Annotated in this window: 14 protein-coding genes and 3 pseudogenes; 12 read left to right on the top strand and 5 right to left on the bottom strand. The window is 45.2% G+C overall.

All coding sequences use genetic code 11. The features are described from left to right. Positions 1-245: 245 nt before the first annotated feature. Positions 246-1,703 (top strand): benzaldehyde dehydrogenase, encoded by a 1,458-nt coding sequence (gene yfmT / locus J7E26_RS00730; RefSeq protein WP_214800452.1) that lies wholly within the window; start codon positions 246-248, stop codon positions 1,701-1,703. A 15-nt stretch (positions 1,704-1,718) separates the two neighbouring features. Beyond that, on the top strand, positions 1,719-2,573 hold the full coding sequence (locus tag J7E26_RS00725; protein WP_214800451.1) for a methyl-accepting chemotaxis protein: 855 nt from the start codon (positions 1,719-1,721) through the stop codon (positions 2,571-2,573). A 178-nt stretch (positions 2,574-2,751) separates the two neighbouring features. On the opposite strand, the pseudogene J7E26_RS00720 reads toward J7E26_RS00725, so the two are convergent. Together J7E26_RS00720 and paiA are read right to left on the bottom strand one after the other, a co-directional pair. Then, positions 2,752-3,374 (bottom strand): annotated as a pseudogene (locus tag J7E26_RS00720) (FMN-binding negative transcriptional regulator). Positions 3,375-3,397: 23 nt separating this feature from the next. Then, positions 3,398-3,900 (bottom strand): annotated as a pseudogene (paiA, locus tag J7E26_RS00715) (spermidine/spermine N(1)-acetyltransferase). A 249-nt stretch (positions 3,901-4,149) separates the two neighbouring features. Between paiA and J7E26_RS00710 the strand changes: the two are divergent. From J7E26_RS00710 to J7E26_RS00700, 3 genes are all read left to right on the top strand, one after another. After that, the gene (locus tag J7E26_RS00710; RefSeq protein WP_214812892.1) at positions 4,150-6,039 is read left to right on the top strand and encodes an ABC-F family ATP-binding cassette domain-containing protein; all 1,890 of its coding nucleotides are present in this window, start codon (positions 4,150-4,152) and stop codon (positions 6,037-6,039) included. A gap of 121 nt (positions 6,040-6,160) precedes the next feature. Next, positions 6,161-6,583: a MerR family transcriptional regulator gene (locus tag J7E26_RS00705; protein ID WP_214800449.1), complete on the top strand. Its 423-nt coding sequence runs from the start codon at positions 6,161-6,163 to the stop codon at positions 6,581-6,583. 63 nt (positions 6,584-6,646) lie between these two features. Beyond that, entirely contained in the window at positions 6,647-7,831 is a 1,185-nt protein-coding gene (locus J7E26_RS00700; protein WP_214812890.1) for an MFS transporter, read from the top strand. Positions 7,832-7,995: 164 nt separating this feature from the next. Here J7E26_RS00700 and J7E26_RS00695 read toward each other — a convergent pair whose 3' ends face one another. Continuing rightward, on the bottom strand, positions 7,996-9,552 hold the full coding sequence (locus J7E26_RS00695) for an ABC-F family ATP-binding cassette domain-containing protein (RefSeq protein WP_214800447.1): 1,557 nt from the start codon (positions 9,550-9,552) through the stop codon (positions 7,996-7,998). A gap of 168 nt (positions 9,553-9,720) precedes the next feature. On the opposite strand from J7E26_RS00695, the gene J7E26_RS00690 reads away from it, so the two are divergent. Next, the gene (locus J7E26_RS00690; protein ID WP_214812888.1) at positions 9,721-10,851 is read left to right on the top strand and encodes a DEAD/DEAH box helicase; all 1,131 of its coding nucleotides are present in this window, start codon (positions 9,721-9,723) and stop codon (positions 10,849-10,851) included. A gap of 33 nt (positions 10,852-10,884) precedes the next feature. Here the strand turns inward: J7E26_RS00690 and J7E26_RS00685 are convergent, their stop codons facing one another. Together J7E26_RS00685 and J7E26_RS00680 are read right to left on the bottom strand one after the other, a co-directional pair. Continuing rightward, complete coding sequence (locus tag J7E26_RS00685) at positions 10,885-11,892, bottom strand: NADP-dependent oxidoreductase (RefSeq protein WP_214812882.1); 1,008 nt, start codon at positions 11,890-11,892, stop codon at positions 10,885-10,887. Positions 11,893-12,604: 712 nt separating this feature from the next. Further along, positions 12,605-12,946, bottom strand: coding sequence for a DUF3212 family protein (locus tag J7E26_RS00680; RefSeq protein ID WP_214800600.1), 342 nt, complete (start codon positions 12,944-12,946; stop codon positions 12,605-12,607). A gap of 196 nt (positions 12,947-13,142) precedes the next feature. Between J7E26_RS00680 and J7E26_RS00675 the strand changes: the two genes are divergently transcribed. The 6 genes and pseudogenes from J7E26_RS00675 (at position 13,143) to J7E26_RS00650 (ending at position 20,541) form a co-directional block, all read left to right on the top strand. Further along, positions 13,143-13,490, top strand: a complete 348-nt coding sequence (locus J7E26_RS00675) for a YflT domain-containing protein (RefSeq protein WP_214812880.1) — start codon at positions 13,143-13,145, stop codon at positions 13,488-13,490. A 268-nt stretch (positions 13,491-13,758) separates the two neighbouring features. Next, positions 13,759-15,024 carry a pectate lyase gene (locus J7E26_RS00670; protein ID WP_214812879.1) on the top strand — a complete coding sequence of 422 codons (1,266 nt, stop codon included), beginning with the start codon at positions 13,759-13,761 and terminating at the stop codon, positions 15,022-15,024. Positions 15,025-15,148: 124 nt separating this feature from the next. Next, positions 15,149-16,585, top strand: a complete 1,437-nt coding sequence (locus tag J7E26_RS00665; RefSeq protein ID WP_214812878.1) for an anion permease — start codon at positions 15,149-15,151, stop codon at positions 16,583-16,585. A gap of 121 nt (positions 16,586-16,706) precedes the next feature. Further along, a pseudogene (locus J7E26_RS00660) lies at positions 16,707-17,955 on the top strand (IS1182 family transposase). A 304-nt stretch (positions 17,956-18,259) separates the two neighbouring features. After that, complete coding sequence (locus J7E26_RS00655) at positions 18,260-19,864, top strand: sensor histidine kinase (RefSeq protein ID WP_214800441.1); 1,605 nt, start codon at positions 18,260-18,262, stop codon at positions 19,862-19,864. Continuing rightward, positions 19,861-20,541, top strand: coding sequence for a response regulator (locus tag J7E26_RS00650; protein ID WP_214800440.1), 681 nt, complete (start codon positions 19,861-19,863; stop codon positions 20,539-20,541). The genes J7E26_RS00655 and J7E26_RS00650 overlap by 4 nt, the downstream gene beginning before the upstream one ends. Positions 20,542-20,550 lie beyond the last annotated feature (9 nt).

Here is a 20,550-nt window from a genome sequence, read left to right as displayed (position 1 = left end):
TGTTCCTCCTGGAAAATTCATAATATTCTAATCATTATATACACTGACGTTTGTATTATATTGTCGAACTTTCGTACAGTCAATTAAAGAATTTTCCACTTTAAAAGGAAAAAGCTCAAAAGCGTCAGTGTATGGCAGAATTCGTATTTTTATTCTGAAATAGTTCAATTTTCTCACGTTAAAACCGATACAAAAAATGACTCATCCACAATTTTTCCAAGTTTCGATTAAAGGGAGATGTTTATATGTTTCAATATGAAGAATTAAATCAGCAGTTTATCGGCGGCAAATGGAGGGAAGGCGGCAGCCGGAACGTATTGGAAAACAGAAATCCTTATACTCAAAAAGTGATAACCTCATTCCGAAAAGCGACGCCTGACGATGTAGATGCTGCGTATCGCGCCGCGGCTCTTGCGAAAAAAGAATGGGACAAAGTGAACCCCTTCAAAAAGCGCTCTATTATGGAAAAGGCCGTATCTTTCATCGAGGAGCATGAAGAAGCCATCATTTACTTAATGATGGAGGAGCTTGGCGGAACAAGGCTGAAGGCTGAGTTTGAAATCGGACTTGTCAAAAATATGATAAAAGAAGCGGCTTCCTTTCCTGTTCGGATGGAAGGGAAGATCCTGCCGTCGACGATTGACGGCAAAGAAAACAGGCTGTACCGAATTCCGGCCGGAGTTGTCGGGGTGATCAGCCCGTTTAATTTCCCGTTTTTCCTCTCCGTGAAATCGGTCGCGCCGGCGCTCGGAGCGGGGAACGGCGTCGTTTTGAAGCCGCATGAGGAAACGCCGATCTGCGGCGGCACGCTCATTGCGAAAATTTTTGAAGCGGCCGGAATTCCGGACGGACTGCTGAACGTCATCGTTACTGATATCACGGAGATCGGCGACAGCTTTGTCGAACATCCGGTGCCGCGCATCATCTCATTTACAGGCTCAACGGGTGTGGGCAGCTATATCGGGCAGCTTGCGGTCAAGCACTTTAAAAAACCGCTCTTGGAGCTTGGCGGAAACAGCGCGCTGATCGTGCTTGAGGATGCCGATATTGAATATGCGGTCAATGCGGCGGTGTTCAGCCGGTTTACGCATCAAGGGCAAATTTGTATGTCAGCAAACCGTGTGCTGGTTCATACGTCTTTGTATGACAAATTTACAGAACTTTATGAAGCGAAGGTATCTTCTCTGAAGGTCGGAGATCCGATGGACCCTGATACGGTTATCGGGCCTTTGATTAACACGAGACAGACGGAGGGCTTGAAACGGTCTGTAGAAAAAGCCATTGAAGAGGGAGCCGTTCCCGTGCTTCTCGGTGAATTTAAAGGAACGGTCGCTGAGCCTGTAATCTTAAAAGACGTGAAACCGGACATGAGCATCGCGAAGGAAGAATTATTCGGTCCGGCCGTTTGCATTATGCCGTTTGATACAGAAGACGAAGCGGCAGACATTGCAAATGCTACGCCGTTCGGTTTAAGCGGAGCGGTGCATACGGCAAATATTGAGCGCGGCGTTGAATTTGCGAAGCGGATCGAAACAGGCATGATTCATGTCAATGATACGACCATTAATGATGAACCGAACGTGGCGTTCGGGGGTGAAAAGCAATCAGGCCTCGGCAGGCTGAACGGCGAGTGGAGCCTTGAGGAATTTACAACATTGAAATGGATTTCCGTTCAGCACGAAAAACGGCAATTTCCATATTAAGAAGGAGTGAAAGAGATGAGTATAAAGACGGAGCAAGACACACATGGGCTGCTCGACGCTTTTATCAAAGTCGCACCTTATTTAAACAGCCTGATCCAGGATGATATCACCATCGGCATTTATGATACAGAAAAATTAATCGTGAATATTCCGGCTAAGACGTTTTCCCTGAATGTAAAGCCGGGTGACCCGCTGCAAAAAGGGGATATCATTACAGACGCCATCCGCACGAATCAGAAAAAAACAAGCATGGTTCCAAAAGAGCTGTTCGGATTTCCGCTCATTGCCAGAGCGATTCCGCTTCATGATGAAAACGGAAGAGTCATCGGGGGCGTCGGTCTCGGCACAAGCCTTGAAAAGTCGGCGAAGCTGCATGATGTGGCCGAAAGTCTGTCTGCAGTCGTTGAGCAGACGGCTTCTGCCGTAGCAGATATTTCTGAATCCATTAACGGTTTCTCAGCACAGATGTCAGGCATTTCTACCCAAGCGAAACAGGTCAGTGAGAGCGCCGGAGAAATCGCCGACATTTCCGTTACCGTCAAAGGCATATCAGATCAAAGCAATCTGCTCGGCTTAAACGCGGCCATTGAAGCGGCCAGAGCCGGGGAGTCAGGGAAGGGCTTTTCCGTCGTAGCGGACGAAATCCGCAAGCTTGCCACTCATTCAAAGGACAATGTCGGCCAGATTGATCAAATTACGAAAAAAATACACAGCCTGCTGAAAGGGCTTGAGGATTCCATTGAATCCATCAACCAGAACACAGACGGCCAAGCAGCGGCAGTTGAACAAATTTCAGCGACAATGCAGGAAATTTCGGGAAGCGCGCAGCATTTAGCGAAGATGGCCGAAAACGTGCTGGGAGAATCATAAAAAATCAGGGGAGCTTCTGGTTAAAAATATCGATAGATAAAGCCTGTATTCGCCGATTACCAAGTAATCAGTGATACAGGCTTTTTTTAAAATTTCTTCTTCAACATCTGAAGAGAAACTGCCAATATGACAGCTCCGTTCTTTCATCCTTGTACCTGAGAAGTTAATAAAAGCGGCCTTATATTTCTTTTTTAAATCTCTTTTCCATCAGTTCTGCCATTTGTTTCGAATTTGGATTTCCTTCATTTTGTAATTGGTCAATGATGTTCATATATCCGTTTCATTTCGGTTCTGGCTTACTTTATATGCAGCCTGAATTTCTCCCACCTTAATCTTAAACCCAACAATACCTTTCAGTTGGTTTTCTAGGAGTTGAGGAGAAAGTTCATCCCATAAAATTGGATTTTCTCGGTGTTTTTCATATTTTTCCATCATTGTTGTTAATTCCTCTATTAATTCATCTTTCTCTAAAATGCTTGCTTTGCCATATACATGGACGGCTTGATAATTCCATGTCGGAACTTCTTCATGCCCATACCAAGAAGAAGAGATGTAAGCGTGTGGCCCCTGAAACATAACAAGCACATCTTCGCAAGTTTCAAATGTTCTCCACTGGGGATTTCCATAAGCCAAATGCCCAGTAATATAGTAATCATCACCTTTTTTATTTAACCCCAAAGGCAAATGAGTGGCAATCGGTTTCCTTTGTTCTGTTGTGATGATTGTGCCAAAAGAGTTTTTTTGAACAAAATCCCAAATTTCATCAGCATTTGTGACCTTAAAATATTTTGGAATATACATCATCATCCGCCTTTCAAAAAAAGTTATATGAGTGTTTTGGTCATGATAAAGTCAATTTGTTCTTCATCACCCATATAAAAAGAATGGGTTCCGGTTTGAACAAACCCCATTTTCTTATAAAAAGCAATAGCATTTTCATTTTTTTCCCATACGCCCAGCCAGATTTTCTTTTTATTACGTTCCAGCGCAATTTCCAGCGCTTTATTTAGCAGATATTTACCAAGTCCATGTTTTTGAAATTTATTCCTTATATAAATCCTCTCGATTTCAAGTGATTCATCACCCATTTCTTCAGACTGAGCATGATTGGTATTGACCTTTAAATATCCAGCGATTTCATTATGAAAATAAACAAAAAAGAATTGCGAAGAAATATTGGATAATTCTTTTTCTAATTGTTTTAAGTCAAATGCCTTTTCCAAATGGGTGAATTCTGATGCTTAAATGTCGTATGAAATGTTTCATAACTTATTTCTTGAAGGTTGCGTGAATCTTCAACGGTGCACTTTTTTATATTTATCGTCATTTATATATGCCGCTCCTTTATATCATCAATACTTCAGCCTGCCAGCACTTCCTTCGTTTTTCACGATTACGCACAAACTGATGCTGATCATGTCATCACCTCTTCCCCTCTGGTGTATAGAAGGAGACGCGCAAACATTCTTCGGGCAAAATCATCCTCTTCAAGAAATTTGTCTGTCCTTTTACTAGTTTTATTCCAGCGCCTGATTTAAAATGAACACATGAACTTACGTGAGGATTGATAGGAACCATGAGCATCATAAAAGCGGAAAACCTTTATAAAACATACGGAGATAAGACATTATTTGATCATATTTCCTTTCATATTGAAGAGAATGAGAGAATCGGCTTAATCGGACCGAACGGAACGGGCAAGTCAACGCTGCTGAAAGCCATTGCCGGCATCGAATCAACCGAAGAAGGCACCATTACGGCATCAGGCGGCGTGCATATTGAATTTTTGCATCAGGACCCGGAGCTTCCGGCCGGACAAACCGTGCTTGAGCACATTTATTCAGGTGATTCTGCCGTCATGAGAACGCTGAGAGAATATGAAAAAGCGCTTCAGACGCTGAATGAAGAGCCGGAAAATGAAAAACGCCAGAAAAATCTGCTTGATGCGCAAGGCAAGATGGATGCAAACAACGCGTGGGAGGCAAACACGTTAGCCAAAACAGTCTTAACCAAGCTTGGCGTCACGGACTTGATGAAGGATGTCAGCGAGCTGTCCGGAGGCCAGAAAAAGCGGGTCGCTATTGCGAAAAATGTCATTCAGCCTGCTGATCTGCTCATTTTGGATGAGCCGACAAACCATTTGGACAATGAAACAATTGAATGGCTGGAAGGGTATCTGTCCCAATATCCCGGCGCTGTTATGCTCGTGACGCACGACAGATATTTTTTAAACCGGGTGACGAACAGAATATATGAGCTTGAGAGAGGGAGCCTTTATACGTATAAAGGAAACTATGAAGTATTTCTGGAAAAACGCGCCGAGCGGGAAGTGCTGGCCGAACAAAAGGAAACAAAGCGCCAAAACCTGCTGCGCCGTGAACTGGCCTGGCTCAGACGAGGCGCAAAAGCACGCTCGACGAAACAAAAAGCGAGAGTTGACAGAGCGGAGGCGCTCAAGGAGCAAAAAGGGCCCGCCGTTTCCGGCTCACTCGACTTTGCGATAGGCTCCCACCGCCTCGGCAAACAGGTGATTGAAGCCGAAAACGTGACGATAACTTATAGCGGACAAGCGCTCATCAGCCAATTTAACGAGCTTGTCATACCGGGAGAAAGAATCGGTATCATCGGGCCGAACGGCATCGGAAAAACAACCTTGCTGAACAGCCTCGCCGGGCGGATTGAACCTGACATCGGCAGCATCACCATCGGGCAGACGGTAAGAATCGGCTACTATACCCAAGACCATAGTGAAATGAACGGTGACATGAAAGTCATTGAGTATATAAAAGAAACCGCGGAAATCGTCAAAACGGCCGAAGGTGATATCATCACCGCGGAACAAATGCTCGAACGCTTTCTGTTCCCGCGCCCGATGCAGCAGACGTATATCAGAAAGCTGTCAGGCGGGGAAAAACGGCGTCTGTACTTGCTGAACGTTTTGATGCAGGAGCCGAATGTGCTGTTTTTAGATGAACCGACCAATGATCTGGACACAGAGACTTTAAGCGTGCTCGAAGATTATATCGACCAGTTCCCGGGCGTCGTCATTACAGTATCCCATGACCGCTACTTCCTTGACCGCGTCATCGATCGCCTGATCGTGTTTGAAGGACAAGGCATCATTTCCCGTTTCCAAGGTTCGTACAGTGAATATATGGAAGAAGCGAAAATGAAAAAAACGGCGGGAAAACAGCCCGCTGAAGAGAAAAAACCCGAGGAAGAACTGAAGAAAAAGCGTAAAAAGCTTTCTTACAAGGATCAGATCGAATGGGACGGCATTGAAGACAAGATTGCCGGACTTGAAGAAAAGCACGAACGTCTGGAAGCGGAAATCGCCGAAGCAGGAAGCGATTTCGGGAAGATTCAAGAACTGATGGCGGAGCAGGCGAAAACGTCGGAAGTGCTTGAAGCCGCAATGGAACGCTGGACCGAATTGTCACTGATGATTGAAGAGCTTGAGAATTAAAAAGAGCCGGTATGACCTAAGCCAGGGACATACCGGCATTTTTTTATTTCAAAAGTTTACGTTTACGTTAAGGTTTAGATGGTGTATAATGATAACAGATACGACAAGAGGGGGATTGACCTTGGAATGGATGAAGATTGATCAAGTTGCCAAAAGAAGCGGATTGACAAAACGCACCATTCGTTTTTACGAGGAGATTGGTTTAATTCCTGCTCCTAAACGGACAGAAGGCGGCGTAAGGCTTTACTCCGAGGATGACATGGAGGAACTGGAGAAAGTCACCAGCACGAAAGAGGTGCTCGGTTTTTCACTTCAGGAGCTTCAGCAGTTTATGGAAATGAGCCGCCAGCTTGAATTAAACAAAGAGGGGTACTTGTTGTCACTGGATCTGAAGGAACGGAAAGAAAAGCTGGAAGAGATTCAGCATGCTTTGAATCACCAGCTTGATATGATTGATGAGAAAATCCGCACATTCCAAAGCTTTAAAGGGCGTCTTAACGGGATGAAAGAAAAAGCCGATCGTGCGATTCAGTCAATCGAATGATATTGCTGTAAACGCTATGTATATAGCGTTTCTTTTAATGGATCAAATTGGAGGTCTGATAAAATGGATAATTCACCACAACAGAAAACAGGCTTGCTCAGCCAGCCGAAAGCGGTCTGGGCGGTTGCGTTTGCCTGTGTTATTTCGTTTATGGGAATCGGCCTGGTCGATCCGATTCTTCCGGCAATCGCCGCACAATTACATGCTTCACCTAGTGAAGTATCTCTGTTATTTACAAGTTATTTACTCGTTACCGGTTTTATGATGTTTTTTTCCGGCGCGATTTCAAGCCGGATCGGTGCGAAATGGACGCTGCTTCTCGGACTTATTTTTATCATTGTATTTGCCGCCCTTGGCGGAAGCTCAGGCTCGATCGCTCAGCTTGTCGGCTATCGCGGCGGCTGGGGATTGGGGAACGCCCTATTTATTTCAACCGCGCTTGCCGTCATCGTCGGCGTATCTGTTGGAGGAAGCGCGAAAGCCGTTATTTTGTATGAGGCTGCGCTTGGACTCGGTATTTCTGTCGGCCCGCTGTTAGGCGGCGAACTGGGCAGCATGTCGTGGCGCGCTCCGTTTTTCGGCGTTTCCGTCTTAATGTTTATCGCCTTATGCGCGATTTCTTTGATGCTGCCGAAAATCTCTAAGCCGGCTAAGCGTGTCGGTATGTTTGATGCAATGAAGGCGTTGAAATATAAAGGCCTGCTGACAATGGCGGTTTCCGCGTTTTTATACAACTTCGGTTTCTTTATTTTGCTTGCGTATTCACCATTTGTGCTTGATTTGGATGAACACGGACTCGGTTACGTCTTTTTCGGCTGGGGACTATTGCTTGCCATCACGTCTGTATTTACAGCGCCGGCCTTGCATAAAGCACTCGGCACCGTCCGGTCGCTCGTCGTCTTATTTATCGCTTTTGCCGTGATCTTAATTATGATGGGCATCTGGACGGAGCACATGGCGCTTGTCATTACATGCATTGTCATCGCAGGTGCGGTGCTCGGTATGGTCAACACCATTATGACCACCGCCGTCATGGGTTCAGCCCCTGTCGAGCGCTCTATCGCATCCTCGGCCTACAGCTCTGTCCGCTTCATCGGCGGAGCTATTGCGCCGTGGATTGCGGGAATGCTGTCAGAACACTTTACAGCCCACACACCGTACCTTGTCGGTGGCGCAGTCGTGCTGGCGGGTATGCTTGTCCTGCTCATGGGGCGCAAGCATCTTGCCGGAATAAAAGCCGGACATTAAGAAAAAAAAGGAACTTCCGGGAGAGCGGGGTTCCTTTTTTATTTGGAAAATAGCAAATGAGTAATCGTTATGTTTGTACAGTCAACATAGAAAATTCTAAGGATTGTCCGCCAAAATTGGCATTAACAAAAACCCGCCCTTAAGCAGGGCGGGTTTTCGTGTGTTTACAGCACTTTCGTCGTCCAAGATTCGCAGTTCCACGTTTCCGTCGCGATATCCATGTAGAACTCCGGTTCGTGGGAGATGAGCAGAATGGAGCCCTTGTATTCCTTTAGCGCGCGTTTCAGCTCTTCTTTTGCGTCGACATCCAAGTGGTTTGTCGGCTCGTCAAGCACAAGCAGGTTTGTTTCTGAATTGATCAGTTTGCACAGTCTGACCTTTGCTTTTTCTCCTCCGCTGAGGACGGAGACGCGGCTTTCAATGTGTTTTGTCGTCAGTCCGCATTTTGCAAGAGCGGCGCGGATTTCATATTGGGTAAAGGAAGGAAACTCGCTCCATACCTCTTCGATGCACGTATTGTTGTTTGTTTCTTTCACTTCCTGCTCGAAATAGCCGGTGTATTGGTGCTCGCCTCGCTCTACCGTGCCTTCAAGCGGCTGGATTTCTCCGAGCAGGCTCTTTAACAGCGTCGTTTTCCCGATGCCGTTTGCACCGTACAAGGCGATTTTCTGGCCGCGCTCCATTCTGAGATTGAGCGGCCGTGACAGCGGGCTGTCGTAGCCGATGACTAAATCCTTCGTCTCAAAAATGAGCTTGCCTGATGTTCTGGCAGGCTTGAAATGGAATTCGGGCTTCGGTTTTTCCGCCGCCAGCTCAATCATATCCATCTTATCAAGCTTCTTCTGGCGGGACATCGCCATGTTTCTCGTGCTGACGCGCGCTTTGTTGCGGGCGACGAAATCCTTCAGCTCGGCCACTTCCTGCTGCTGTTTTTTGTAGGCGGCTTCAAGCTGCTGTTTTTTCACTTCATATACTTCCATGAATTGATGATAATCACCGACATAACGGGTCAGCTCCTGATTTTCTACGTGATAAATCAGATTGATGACGCTGTTTAAAAACGGAATATCGTGAGAAATTAAGATAAACGCGTTTTCGTATTCCTGCAAATAGCGTTTCAGCCATTCAATGTGCTGTTCATCAAGGTAGTTGGTCGGTTCATCCAACAGGAGGATTTCCGGTTTTTCCAAAAGCAGCTTGGCGAGAAGCACCTTCGTACGCTGGCCTCCGCTTAAATCGGTGACGTCACGGTCAAGCCCGACTTCGTGTAAGCCCAGGCCGCGGGCGATTTCCTCCACTTTGCTGTCGATGACATAAAAGTCGTTATTCGTCAGGGCATCCTGAATGACACCGACATCTTCAAGCAATTGTTCAAGCTCATCGGGATCTGCTTCGCCCATTTTGTTGTAAATCTCATTCATTTCCGCTTCCATGGCAAACAAGTAATGGAAGGCATCTTTTAAGACGTCGCGGATCGTTTTGCCTTTTTCAAGGACCGTATGCTGATCAAGATAGCCGACGCGGACGTTTTTTGACCATTCGACTTTTCCCTCATCAGGCTCAAGTTTTCCGGTAATAATATTCATAAACGTTGATTTTCCTTCGCCGTTTGCGCCGATTAAGCCGACATGTTCCCCTTTTAAAAGACGGAACGATACATTGTTGAAAAGCGCGCGGTCACCGAAACCGTGGCTTAAATCCTTAACAGATAAAATACTCATTTTTACACCTCTATCGTTATCGAACACGCTGATGTCACGTGTATTTCTCATTTATGATTATAAAGGAGGAAGCGGTTTGTTAAAAGGCTTGGAAGGAAAAAGAAAATTGCGTTTGCAGCGTGCATTTGAGATACTATGGAGTAGATTTTAAGAATTGAGGAGAACGACATGACGCAAACTTGGCCATTTTTACAACATACACAATCATTCATCGCCGAAAACTGGGAAGCATCAGGTTTTCAGGAGCCGACCGCCATTCAGGAAAAAGCGGCACAGGTGATCATGGAGGGGAAAGATGTCATCGCCGAGTCCCCGACGGGAACGGGAAAAACGTTGGCGTATACACTTCCGGTTTTGGAAAGGATCAACCCGGAGCAAAAGCATCCTCAGGCGGTTATTTTAGCGCCTTCACGTGAGCTTGTCATGCAGATTTTTCAAGTGATTCAGGATTGGAAAAAAGGCTCGGAGCTGCGGGCTTTGTCTTTAATCGGCGGGGCAAACGTGAAGAAGCAGGTGGAAAAGCTCAAAAATAAACCTCACATCATTGTGGGCACGCCGGGCAGGGTGTTTGAATTGATCCGGGCGAAAAAGCTGAAAATGCATGAGGTTAAAACGATCGTCCTTGATGAAGCCGACCAGCTCGTCACACCAGAGCATCGGGAGACGATGAAAAACATCATTAAAACAACGCTGAAGGATCGCCAGCTTTTATGCTTCTCAGCCACATTAAAACAAGACACAGAAGAGGTGCTCAAAGACATCGCTCAGGAACCGGCCGTGCTGAAGGTTGAACGGAATATAGCGGGAAAGGGGCAGGTCAAGCATCAGTATCTCGTCTGTGATCAGCGGGATAAGGTCAAGCTTCTCCAAAAGCTGTCACGGCTTAATGGCATGCAGGCGCTCGTGTTTGTCAGAGATATCGGGAATTTAAGCGTGTATGCGGAAAAGCTGACCTATCACCATGTCGATCTCGGCATTTTGCATGGAGAAGCGAAAAAAATGGAGCGGGCCAGCATTTTATCAGCGTTTGAACAGGGAGAATTTCCGCTGCTTTTGGCGACAGACATCGCCGCGCGCGGCCTTGACATTGACGATCTCCCGTATGTCATTCACGCGGACATTCCGAATGAAGATGGGTATATCCACAGATCGGGCCGGACGGGGCGAGCGGGCAAAAAAGGAACCGTACTCAGCCTTGTCACGCCGATGGAAGAATCCAAACTGAAAAAAATGGCCAAATCACTCGGAATCGAGCTGAACGAGGCTGTCTATTCAGGCGGAAAGCTAGCGGAGAAATAAAAAACGGAGGGCGAACTGCCCTCCGTTTTTTTATTATACTTTGATCAGCTGCTTCCCTTTATTTTCTCCCTTAAATAAGCCGAGGAACGCGTCGGGAATATTGCTGAAGCCTTCTGTCACCGTTTCTTCATAATGCAGCCTTCCGTCCTTCAGCCATTCAGCCAATTGCTTTGCGCCTTCAGAAAAGCGGTCTGAGTAATCACTGGCGATAAATCCTTGCATGAGCGCTTTTAATTTAATCAGCTTCGATTGGACGCGGGGACCTATATCCTCCGCTTCACTTTTGGCATTGTAGGAAGAAATGGCTCCGCATACCGGGATGCGGGCAAAGTCGTTCAAAAGGTTCATGACCGCATCTGAAATCGGCCCGCCGACATTGTCAAAATATACATCGACCCCGTCAGGACAAGCGTCAGCCAGCGCTTTTTGAATATCCTCCGCGGTTTTATAATTGATGGCTTCATCAAACTGCAGCTCCTGTTTTAAATAAGAAATTTTTTCATCAGAGCCGGCAATGCCGACGACCCTCGCGCCTTTTATTTTGGCGATCTGCCCGACGGCTGATCCGACGGCTCCGGCAGCGCCTGAAACGACAACGGTTTCTGCCTTTTTCGGACGGCCGATATCCAAAAGGCCGAAGTAGGCGGTTAATCCGGTCAGCCCTAAAATGCCGAGATACGCTTGAGCCGGTGCGATGCCGGTATCAACTTTGCGGAGGGATGACTCACTGACTGATGAATACTCCTGCCAGGCAAGAGTCCCGATCACAACATCGCCTTTTTTCAGCTTGGCGCCGTCTGAGATGACTTCTGCAATGACGCCGCCTGTTAAAGCTGCATCTAAGGCAAACGGTTCGACGTATGATTTTGTATCCTGCATACGACCGCGCATATACGGATCAACAGAGACATAAAGCGTTTTTACAAGCACTTCGCCGTCTTTCGGTTCGGGGACGGAAATGGTTTCAAAACGGAAATCCTCATGAACGGGAATGCCTTCAGGCCGTCTTGCCAATTGAATTTGCTGTTGGGTTTCTGGCATACTGCATCCTCCTGTCAAAACGTGTATTTACCCCAAATGTAACATGGATTGTTTTCAAAATACAAAAATAAACCGTCAGGAGACATAAAAAGAAGTTATGAACGTTTGTTAATATGTGTAAAAGGGGAAGGTTTCATGTTTCCTGTATTAGAAACATGAAAGACTGATAGTAAGAGAAATAGTAAAAGATGATGCGGAACGGATTTTCGCATGTTTTTCAAATTCAGAAGTGACACGCTGTTATGGGCAAGAACCTTTTGAATCAATTGAGCAGGCGGAAAAATGAGTCGAACTGTTTGAACATCAGTTTAACGAAAAAAGAGGAATACGGTGGGGAATTGAAAGAAAAGATGCTGAAGGAATAATAGGGACAATTGGTTTTAATGCTTGGGTGCTTAAGCATGGACGGTCGAAAGCGAAAGCAGTGTCAAAAGTTTTTTCCTATCGATTTGAAGTTATGAAATGATTTCGTATAGACGCTGTTGTATTCCTTGAGAATGCTCCCTCTCACAAATTATTAACGAAGCTCGGAGAGTGTCAGAACGGTAAAGAGGATCATTCAGCCCTTCCATAACAGCCGCTATAGACCGCGGGGCTCCCTCATAATGCACTGCAGTTTTTTATTACAAAAAAAAGAAGCTTCAGAGAGCTTCCTAATGCTTCGCTGTCATGGTCACGATCTATCATCCGGCAGCGTTTTAAATCGAAACATTCAAAGAAATAATTGATAGTCATCGGTGTTTTTCTCATGTTCTAAATATTCGTAGGCGTTTGCCTTTGAAGAATCAAGCATGTCAAGGGTGATAACAGGACGGAGCGCGGCCAGATAGGCTGACAGTTTTCCTTGAATTTCATTCGGAAGCACGAATTCTATATCACCAATATTCATAATAATCGAGAAAACAAAATCAATATTAATATGAAAGGTTTCCTCAGCAAAGTTTGCAAGTTCCTGTACACCTTCAGGACAGCGGGTCCGACTGCGGAATACCTGTTTCACTAAATCACTCACAACCCAAGCGTTGAATTGCTGTTCCGGTGAAAAATATTGGATAGGGAACCACCTCCTGCTTGATAGCGCGTGACATTTTTTATTTTTCTGAAAGGTTTGTTTTTCTCAACTGTAACATGTCCTGAAGATAAATATCCACTGACAATCTTCCTGTTTTTTAACGGAACTCTCTTTTTTCCGTTTGATAAATGAAGGAGCGGGTAAACACCCAATATACAAAACAAAAGGAGGACTTACAATGAAACCGGTAGTAAGAGAATATACAAATGATCGAAAGCTGATGCAGGATGTGAAAGAGCTGCAGCGATTGGGTGTGGCAAAAGAGGACGTATATGTGCTTTCCCATGATGATGACAGAACGGAGCGCCTGTCTGACAACACTGACGTAAACACAATCGGCGCCAAAGAAACAGGCTTTAAACACGCGGTCGGCAACATGTTTAATAAAAAAGGCGATGAGCTTCGCAATAAAATTCATGAAATCGGCTTTTCAGAAGAGGAAGCGTCTCAATTTGAAAAGCGTTTAGATGAAGGAAAAGTGCTTCTCTTCGTAACGGATAATGAAAAAGTAAAATCATGGGCGTAAGCTGATCCAATCCCAAGGGGTATTTCTATCCCTTGGGATTTTTTTTGCCGTTTCCGCAAAAACGAAATTTACATCTGGCAAGTTTGCGGTTGGTCATGAAATCGGTTTTCAGAAAAGGAAGAGTCTCAATTTGCCGGGCGGCTGCCGCAATGAAACTGAAATACAATTTTAGTAAATTTGCGGTGAATATTCCAATTTCGTTTGGTACAATTAAATTGTGAGAAATTGGAATAAACTCTTACAATAAGCCCTGGGAGGAACGCAATTTATGAAAAAAATGCTTTTTATGCTGGCCGTTTGTTTATGTATGATTCCGGCGGGTGTCCATGCCGCCGACTTGGGCCGGCAGACGTTAGGGTCAAATGACGGCTGGGGAGCTTATGCCGGCGGAACAACCGGCGGTGCAAAAGCTTCTTCATCCAATGTGTATACTGTAACAAACAGACAACAGCTTGTTTCTGCATTAGGAGGAAGCGCCAACAGTACGCCGAAAATTATTTACATACAAGGTACAATTAATCTGAATACGGATGATCATAACAAAACGCTCGGTTTTAACGATTATAAAGATGCGGCTTATGATCTCAATGCCTATCTGAAAGCGTACGATCCGGGCAAATGGGGAAAAAAAGCGCCGTCAGGCACCCAGGAAGACGCCAGGAAGCGCTCACAGCAAAACCAGAAGGCAAGAGTCGTGATTGATATTCCTTCGAATACGACCATCATCGGTTCAGGCTCAAATGCCAAGGTGACAGGCGGGAATTTTAATATCAAGAGCGGAGTCGATAATGTCATCATCCGCAACATTGAATTTCAAGACGCATATGACTATTTTCCGCAATGGGACCCGACTGACGGCGATAGCGGCAACTGGAATTCGGAATATGACAATATCACCATTAACGGCGCGGCGCACATCTGGATAGATCATTGTACATTTAATGACGGATCGAATCCCGACAGCGGTTTTCCCCACTATTACGGGCGAAAATATCAGCACCATGACGGCCAGACGGATATATCAAACGGGGCGAATTATGTGACATTATCCTATAATAAATATAATGACCATGATAAAGGCTCCGTCATCGGAAATAGCGACAGCAAGACGTCAGATGACGAAAAATTAAAGGTGACCATTCACCATAACTATTACCAAAACATCGTCCAGCGCGCACCGCGGGTCCGATACGGACAGGTTCATATTTATAATAACTTCTATGCAGGCAGCAAAAGCGCTGCATATCCCTTCAGCTATGCATGGGGCGTAGGCCATTCGTCAAAAATTTACGCCCAGAATAACGCCTTTGAAGTGCCGGGACTCTCTGCCGATAAAACAATCAGCGTCTTCAGCGGCGGAAAAGCGCTTCATGAAGACGGCACCCTTTTGAACGGCGCCGCGATTAACGCGTCAGCCGCCAACGGATTGAGCCAGTCTGTCGGATGGACGCCGTCTCTGTATGGTTCAATCGGTCCAGCTGCAAATGTGAAATCAGATGTTATATCCCAAGCGGGTGCGGGTAAACTAAAATAAGAAACAAGGAACACAAAGGAAAAAATTCCTTTGTGTTTTTTAATTAACAAAAACGTTTATTAACTTAGTTAAGTAGTAAAATGGGATAGGGGATGGAAGATAACAAAATAGGAGGAGACCTGTAATGGCTTCAGAAAAAGACGCAAAAAAACAGCAGGCAGTGAAATTAATTCCTTTACTTATTACTGTTGCTATGGGATTAATCATTTGGTTTATTCCCGCGCCGTCCGGACTTGAACCTAAAGCATGGCATTTGTTCGCTATTTTTGTCGCAACAATTATCGGCTTTATCTCCAAGCCCTTGCCAATGGGCGCAATTGCAGTTTTTGCATTGGCAGTTACCGCGTTAACGGGAACGTTATCAATCGAAAATACGTTAAGCGGCTTTGGAAACAAAACAATCTGGCTGATTGTTATCGCCTTTTTTATTTCCCGGGGATTTATTAAAACCGGACTGGGCGCCAGAATTTCTTACGTATTCGTACAAAAGTTCGGGAAGAAAACACTCGGGCTTTCTTATTCACTGCTTTTCAGTGATTTAATTTTATCACCTGCCATACCAAGCAACACGGCACGGGCGGGCGGCATTATTTTTCCTATTATCAGATCATTATCCGAAACATTCGGATCCACGCCGGCAGACGGAACAGAACGGAAAATCGGAGCTTTCTTATTAAAAACCGGCTTTCAAGGGAACTTGATCACGTCTGCCATGTTTTTAACGGCAATGGCGGCAAACCCGCTGATCGCCAAGCTGGCACACGATGTCGCAGGGGTGGACATCACGTGGACAAGCTGGGCTATTGCGGCGATTGTACCGGGATTGGTGAGTTTAATTATTACACCGCTCGTGATTTACAAGCTGTACCCGCCGGAAATTAAAGAAACACCGGATGCGGCTAAAATCGCAACAGAGAAACTGAAAGAAATGGGCCCTTTTAAAAAATCCGAGCTGTCCATGGTCATCGTCTTTTTATTGGTTTTGGTGCTTTGGATTTTCGGAGGAAGCTTGAATATCGATGCAACGACAACGGCTTTAATCGGTTTATCCGTACTGCTTTTGTCTCAGGTATTAACTTGGGAGGATATCAAAAAAGAACAAGGCGCATGGGATACGCTGACTTGGTTTGCGGCGCTTGTGATGCTGGCGAATTTCCTGAATGAGCTTGGCATGGTATCCTGGTTCAGTAATATGATGAAATCTTCCGTTTCCGGTTTCTCATGGATTGTGGCATTTATGATTTTAATCATTGTGTATTATTACACCCACTACTTCTTTGCGAGTGCAACCGCACATATCAGTGCCATGTATGCAGCATTTTTAGCTGTGATCGTGGCGGCAGGCGCTCCGCCGCTTTTGGCAGCGCTCAGCCTGGCGTTTTTCAGCAACCTTTTCGGTTCAACGACGCATTACGGCTCAGGTGCGGCTCCGGTCTTTTTCGGAGCGGGCTATGTATCGCAAAGCAAATGGTGGTCCATCGGCTTTATTCTGTCGATCGTCCATATCATCACATGGCTTGTGATCGGCGGTTTATGGTGGAAAGTATTAGGTTTGTGGTAAGAAGAAGGCAGATGCGATCTGCCTCAGACTGTCGAGAAAATCTCGACAGTCTTTATTTTTCCCTTAAAATATCCATTCCCCCATTTTATAATAGAGAAAAGACTTCAAAAGGATCTTTCTCATGTTCCACACAAGAAAATCTTCTCAGCACGAAGCTGAATTTGTACTGCTTGACCAACTCGTCGAAGAAAATCATCTGCTCCGTAAAATTGATAAGTACATAGATTTTTCTTTTATCATTGAAAAAGTTAAACCCTATTACAGTGAAAACAAAGGCCGCCCCTCACTCGATCCGCTAATTCTCTATGGTATCCGTTCAGAAAGACAGCTTGAAAAAGAAATTTACTACAATATGGCTTACAGATGGTTTCTGGGATTGAACATAAATGATCCAGTTCCGCATCACTCTACCATCAGCTGGAACAGGCGCACTCGCTTTAAAGATACGACCATCTTCCAAGACATATTTGATGAGATCGTCTTCAGGCCATCAATCATGATATGGTGGGCGGGCGTGTCCTATTCACCGATTCAACTCATCTGAAAGCCAATGCAACAAACATAAATACACAAGAAAAACGATTGAACAGGATACACAAAACTACATTAAGGATTTAAATGAAGCCATTCAAGAAGATCGGGAGGAACACGGAAAAAAGGCACTAAAAGTCAAAGAGGAGGTGAAAGCTAAAAAAGAAATCCGACACAGCACAACCAATCCAGAAAGTGGATACCTGTATCGTGAAAACAAACCAGAAGGTTTTTTCTATTTAGATCACCGAACAACGGATATGAAACACAACATTATCACCGATGCCTTTGTAACACCTGGAAATGTCCATGATTCTGTGCCTTATCTTGACCAATTAGCACCTAATCGCACGATTTGGTTTTCGAATAGAAGCTGTTGCGCTTGATTCCGGCTATTTAACGACTCCCATATGTAAAGGATGATCTGACCGTCATACCTTTGCGTTATCGCCCATAGACGTTATCATCTTGCCAGAGGCTTGTTTCCAAAGTGGAAATTTCAGTACGACAATAAAAAAGACAGGTACATTTGTCCGAATGGACAAACACTCTCTTATTCAACAACCGACCGCAAAGGCTACAGGTCATATAAGTCAAATCCCGAAACAAGCTCCTCATGCCCTATGCTTAAAAATTGCACAAAATCGCTTGTCTGTTTCAAGAAAAAGCCTCTACAAAAAAAGAAAAAAATAGAGCGAAGCTTTACAGATTCAAAACAGCTGCATGGGCTTCGCTATGGCAGGTTGAGGGGAAACCAAAATGTGAGTGAACAAGTTCCCCTCACAGCTGCTTGCCAAAATATGAAGAAGATTGCCACATACCTAGCCAAACAAGGCTAGGTATGTGGGAGCTCTTTTTCAGTTTTAGAATATTGATGAAATCATTTTAGAAAATGTTATAAATAAAAAAGCTTGTAGAAAAAACGTTGTTTTCTCTACAAGCTGGAGACTGACTTCTGTCAGTCTTTTTTGTTTACGCAGTTATAAAAGATTCATCCTTCTTATCCCGCCCTGGAGGAAAATTATACCTATCTGCATCTTTCGAAAGAAATCACAAGAGAAAAAGATCACGAAAATTCTCAAGAATGAGAAATAAATGATTTAAAAAATGGTATGATTTTAGGAAGAAAGGACGGCTGGTGCTGTGATAGAAGAGAAGCGGTTTTATGTCTCTCTGCAAATGAAAATAGCCGGTTTAATCGCGGCTTTATTAATACTTGTTATCGGTACTCTTACTGTCATTTTTGCCTTTCAGCAATTAAACGAAGGCCAAAAGCAGGCTGAACAGCTGGCGGTGCAAACGGCCAAAACCATTTCATACATGCCGCCTGTAAAAGAGGCCTTTCAGCTTGCGGATAAATATGCTTTTCAGAATTTAGACGTAATAGAACAAATGAAAGAGCAGGCAGGCGCGCATGCCGTCTATATTACTGATCAAAAGGGAAACGTCACATTTCATTCCGCCCGCAGCAGCATTCCTGACGGGAATCAAAAGCTGCAAAATAAAACCGTCATGTTCGGCGGATCACCCGTATCAGACGGGATGAAGGCCGTGAGGGGAAGCGCGCCGGTTATTTTGGAAGAACAGGATCATAACGAAGTTGTCGGCACGGTAACGGTCGAATTTTTACAAGATGAGATTGAAAAAGGAATCAAGGAGCATCTATGGAATTTAAGCTATTTTGCATGTTTGGTGCTCCTCATCGGAATCGGGGGAGCGGCTGCGCTTGCAAAAAGTATCCGCAAAGATACACTCGGCCTTGAACCGCATGAAATAGCATCGCTCTACAGAGAGCGCAATGCGATGCTTCTTGCCATAAAAGAAGGGATTATCGCCGTGAACAAAGACGGTGCGGTAACGATGATGAATTTATCCGCCGCCGACATGCTGAAGCTTCCCATGCCGCTGGTCGGCCGGCATATAGAAGACATCATGCCTGACGCAAAGCTGATGCCGGTTTTGGCAGGAGGAGAAGCGGCGCCGAATCAGGAGGTTCGCGCCGGTGATAAAGTATTGATATTGAACATCAAAAAAATGAGCCAGGCCGGGCAAGATTATGGGGCGGTCATAAGCTTCCGTGAAAAAACAGAGCTGAAGAAACTGATCGGCAAGCTGACTGAGATGAAAAAATACTCAGAGGATCTGCGTGCGCAAACGCATGAATTTTCCAATAAGCTATATGCCATACTCGGTCTGCTGGAGCTTGGAGAATACGATGAAGCCATTGAGCTGATCAAGGAAGAGTACGCCATTCAAAATGAGCAGCATGAAATCCTGTTTCAAAACATTCATTCACAGCGGGTCCAAGCCATATTATTAGGAAAAATGGGAAAGGCCTCTGAGAAAAAAGTGCAGCTGTCCATTGATGAAAATAGTTTTTTGGAATCGCTGCCAAAGCATGTAGGCTCTTCCCAGATGATTACCATCATCGGAAATGTAATCGATAACGCATTCGAAGCCGTAGCTGAAAAAAAGGTGAGAAAGGTTTCCTTTTTCATTACCGATATCGGCAGGGATATCGTCATAGAAGTATCGGACTCAGGTGACGGCGTGCCGCCGGATAAAATACAAACCATTTTTCAAAAAGGGTACTCTTCAAAGGGAACGAAGAGAGGTTACGGTTTAGCCAACCTGAAGGAAGCCGTCAATGAATTACAAGGGTGGATCGAAATTTCCAATCAAAAAAGCGGCGGCGCAGTATTTACAGTATTTATACCGAAAGAAAGGCACAAGGGGGAATCCATGTGATTAACATCGCGATTGCGGAGGACGACTTTCGAATAGCGCAAATCCATGAAAAATTTATCGAGCATCTCGATGGATTCAATGTCATCGGCAAAGCCGTAAACGCAAAAGACACTATGGCGTTACTTGAGAAACAAAAGCCGGATCTGCTGCTTTTGGACATTTATATGCCTGACGAGCTTGGCACCGTCTTGCTTCCGCTGATTCGCCGCCGGTTTCCTTCCGTTGATATTATCGTGATTACCGCGGCGACCGAAACCCGGCTGCTGCAAGAAGCGCTTAGATCGGGCATTTCTCATTATTTAATTAAACCGGTCTCAGCTCATAAATTTACACAAGTGCTTCTGCAATATCGTGAGAAAAGAGAATGGCTGCTCTCACAACCGGAGCTGAGTCAATCCGTTGTTGATATGTATTTTGGAAGTGACGCGAAAGAACAAAAACAGCTCCATGATCTGCCGACAGGGATTAATTCGATCACACTTCAGAAAATAAAAGAAGCGCTCCGCACGGCTCAAAAGGGGATGACGGCCGAAGAGCTGGGTGAAAAAATGGGGGCGTCCCGGACAACGGCGCGGCGTTACGCCGAGTTCCTCGTTGCCAAAGAAGAAGCGCTCGCTGAATTGGAATACGGCATTATCGGCAGGCCGGAACGGAAGTATTATTTAGCAAATGAGTAAGGGATGGGA

Origin of the sequence: Bacillus sp. ISL-51 (assembly GCF_018613535.1) — a bacterium.
Taxonomy (GTDB): domain Bacteria; phylum Bacillota; class Bacilli; order Bacillales; family Bacillaceae; genus Bacillus.
This window is presented reverse-complemented; position numbering and strand designations above follow the sequence as displayed.

Bases quoted from the DNA above. Each gene is read 5' to 3' on its own strand.
- yfmT (WP_214800452.1), top strand. From the start codon at position 246: ATGTTTCAATATGAAGAATTAAATCAGCAGTTTATCGGCGGCAAATGG.
- J7E26_RS00725 (WP_214800451.1), top strand. From the start codon at position 1,719: ATGAGTATAAAGACGGAGCAAGACACACATGGGCTGCTCGACGCTTTT.
- J7E26_RS00710 (WP_214812892.1), top strand. From the start codon at position 4,150: ATGAGCATCATAAAAGCGGAAAACCTTTATAAAACATACGGAGATAAG.
- J7E26_RS00700 (WP_214812890.1), top strand. From the start codon at position 6,647: ATGGATAATTCACCACAACAGAAAACAGGCTTGCTCAGCCAGCCGAAA.
- J7E26_RS00695 (WP_214800447.1), bottom strand. From the start codon at position 9,552: ATGAGTATTTTATCTGTTAAGGATTTAAGCCACGGTTTCGGTGACCGC.
- J7E26_RS00690 (WP_214812888.1), top strand. From the start codon at position 9,721: ATGACGCAAACTTGGCCATTTTTACAACATACACAATCATTCATCGCC.
- J7E26_RS00685 (WP_214812882.1), bottom strand. From the start codon at position 11,892: ATGCCAGAAACCCAACAGCAAATTCAATTGGCAAGACGGCCTGAAGGC.
- J7E26_RS00675 (WP_214812880.1), top strand. From the start codon at position 13,143: ATGAAACCGGTAGTAAGAGAATATACAAATGATCGAAAGCTGATGCAG.
- J7E26_RS00670 (WP_214812879.1), top strand. From the start codon at position 13,759: ATGAAAAAAATGCTTTTTATGCTGGCCGTTTGTTTATGTATGATTCCG.
- J7E26_RS00665 (WP_214812878.1), top strand. From the start codon at position 15,149: ATGGCTTCAGAAAAAGACGCAAAAAAACAGCAGGCAGTGAAATTAATT.